Source organism: Peribacillus sp. P4_C12 (assembly GCF_056402095.1).
Genome location: NZ_JBFUIB010000555.1, coordinates 1 through 2,281, shown reverse-complemented (window position 1 = coordinate 2,281; position 2,281 = coordinate 1). Strand labels below are relative to the sequence as shown.

Below are 2,281 nucleotides of genomic sequence, written 5' to 3'. Positions count from 1 at the left end.
ATTATACCCACAGTTTCCCAAGACTACGTTCTCTCCTTCCAAAGCTTCATTGGATTTTTTTACCCTTTATTTAATGGAATTTGTATCATCGAAAGTGAGCGTTCTGCTTTTGTTTTTTGTAAATCCTCATATATAATTTTAGATTTCGCTAACTTAATAAGAATTCTTCTTTTACTTTTGCAAAATCAGTCCATAATTCAAAATCATTAACATCATATTTTTCTTTTTTTAATCTTTTTACCATTAACTCTAGTGCATTATTAAGCTGATTAATAAGATATTTTCTAATATCTATTGCAGTGATACCTTCCCACCTTGAACGTGGCATACCTACATCAATTGTAATATCGATAATTTTTGCTAAGTTTTAATTTTCCACAGCCCTCCGACTCCCAGTACCCTAAATCTCCGTTTCGTTCGAATGCAATTTTTCAAACTCGTCGAAGAACCCTCTATTTAACAAAATCATCCTATCATTTTCATTAATAAGGCCTTCTTCGCCATACCACCATTCATTCTCCTCGTCAAAAATCTGTGGACTAATATGCTCTAACATATGATCATACGCTTCGGTTAACTGATCTTCTGGAATAATGTTATACCTAAGTAGTTCAACAAATACTTTGTAATCTGATTCACCATCGAAATCCTTTTTCCATAACATTCTTATAAAAGTGGATTTCCTATGAAAATATTGAACTAATTTGGTGTTTAGCTCTTAATATTCTCAAACAAAACGAAGGATCACTTATCAGAATGTCGACTAATAAATCACAATACACTTCAGGAAGTTGAAATAAGCGAGGCTACATATTTGCAAGATTATCATTCATAATCAAAGAGTAATGTTTTGAATCATAATCTTTAGAGAAATCCATTAACTTTTGAAGGAATTCTTTATAATCAACAATATCTATAGAAGTTTTTATCTTATTAATACTTGGGCCTATAGTTGTTCCAACAGGAGTGCCTGTAGGATCAAAGTGATTTTTAATGCCTTGTAAAATAAATTCTCTTCCACCATTTACAACAAATTTAGGTAAATTTGACTGAAGAAATAACCAAAAACTCTCTACGTGAGGATAACTTATTGTATTTCCTTTAGCATGTGCACAGTCGTTTCTCCGATTTTTCCAGAACAAATACTGCTCTCTTAAGTCTTCACTAACCTTAAAAATAACTTTATTGTCTTTTTACAATTTTCTCGGTATTGTAGCGAGAAATTAGGCTTTTTCTTCAAAATGCCAGTCAGTGGTCGGTGTATTCTATAATAAATTATAGTCTAACCTTAACCTCAGTACCGTCCTTAGCTTTGACATCTACTAGCACGATCCCCTTATAATTTTTCAGTTCCTTGACGATAGGCTTTAGCGTTTTTTTGTCTATTAGTGGAAAGGTAAAGTCCAGTTTTTTTCTTTCGAAGTGCTCTTTTGTCCATTTGTTTGCATTTTGCTGAAAAAATTTTGAAGACAAAATTGAAATAACAATGTTTAAAATAGCATATGGAATTGGGATGGAAAACCGAACGTTTTTTGCTTTCACTTTTACATGCATCACAAGCAAATCACTAATCAATGATGACCGAAACGGTATCCCCGTTTGCCGATTTAATATCAACAATTTGGCCATCTAATTCGTTTTCGATTGCTTCAATAATAAGGCTTATGTCTATATCTTTAATGTATTTTTCCGATTGAGGAATACTCGCTGCGATGCTGTGTCCAGCCATTAATACTACCTTGACAAGTTTTATAGGCAAATTGACCGTGACGTTATCATTTTCAGCTGATACAACACGAATTTTTAATGTTTTATCTAAATATTTAGTCGGTTTTTCAAAAAGCTTATTACCTGTTTCTTCTTTCTCTTTTAATACTTGAATCAGTTCTGATCCCTTATCTGCATCAATCTTCCCTTCTTGAACCATTGTTAACACTCTTGTAATTTCCTCTTTCATATGATAAATTCCTCCCTATTCCTCTTTTAAGAGCTTAATGGCTTCTTCTGGTGTGATTTCGCCATTTTCCAACATGGTGACAACTTTTTTCTCGTCTACTTCATTTTTCTTCTTCTGCACATATCCAAGGGATGAAATGATGTCTGTTAGCTTGCCTCGAACCGTTGGATACGAAATCCCCAGTTCCTTTTCAACTTCTTTGATATTCCCTCTGCATGTTAAAAATACTTCCACAAAATGAAGCTGATCCTTTGATAAGGATGCCAGCTTAGATAATTCAAACTCATTTTCAATCGTAGTGTGACAATGAGAGCACTGCAACTT

General features: G+C 33.2%; 6 protein-coding genes. All 6 read right to left on the bottom strand.

What is annotated here, in order from left to right; genetic code table 11:
• Window positions 1-148 precede the first annotated feature (148 nt).
• The gene (locus AC1DUW_RS26400) at window positions 149-328 is read right to left on the bottom strand and encodes a hypothetical protein (RefSeq protein WP_477643877.1); all 180 of its coding nucleotides are present in this window, start codon (window positions 326-328) and stop codon (window positions 149-151) included.
• Between the two features lie 72 nt (window positions 329-400).
• Complete coding sequence (locus AC1DUW_RS26395; RefSeq protein ID WP_053346208.1) at window positions 401-664, bottom strand: hypothetical protein; 264 nt, start codon at window positions 662-664, stop codon at window positions 401-403.
• A gap of 142 nt (window positions 665-806) precedes the next feature.
• The gene (locus tag AC1DUW_RS26390; protein WP_053346209.1) at window positions 807-1,142 is read right to left on the bottom strand and encodes a hypothetical protein; all 336 of its coding nucleotides are present in this window, start codon (window positions 1,140-1,142) and stop codon (window positions 807-809) included.
• Between the two features lie 133 nt (window positions 1,143-1,275).
• Entirely contained in the window at window positions 1,276-1,557 is a 282-nt protein-coding gene (locus AC1DUW_RS26385) for a hypothetical protein (protein WP_053348085.1), read from the bottom strand.
• A gap of 10 nt (window positions 1,558-1,567) precedes the next feature.
• Window positions 1,568-1,957 carry an SHOCT-like domain-containing protein gene (locus AC1DUW_RS26380; RefSeq protein ID WP_053346210.1) on the bottom strand — a complete coding sequence of 130 codons (390 nt, stop codon included), beginning with the start codon at window positions 1,955-1,957 and terminating at the stop codon, window positions 1,568-1,570.
• Between the two features lie 15 nt (window positions 1,958-1,972).
• Window positions 1,973-2,281 (bottom strand): DUF2089 family protein (locus AC1DUW_RS26375; protein ID WP_477643876.1); only part of this gene is annotated, 309 nt, incomplete at its 5' end.

Bases quoted from the DNA above. Each gene is read 5' to 3' on its own strand.
- AC1DUW_RS26380 (WP_053346210.1), bottom strand. From the start codon at position 1,957: ATGAAAGAGGAAATTACAAGAGTGTTAACAATGGTTCAAGAAGGGAAG.
- AC1DUW_RS26400 (WP_477643877.1), bottom strand. From the start codon at position 328: ATGCCACGTTCAAGGTGGGAAGGTATCACTGCAATAGATATTAGAAAA.
- AC1DUW_RS26395 (WP_053346208.1), bottom strand. From the start codon at position 664: ATGTTATGGAAAAAGGATTTCGATGGTGAATCAGATTACAAAGTATTT.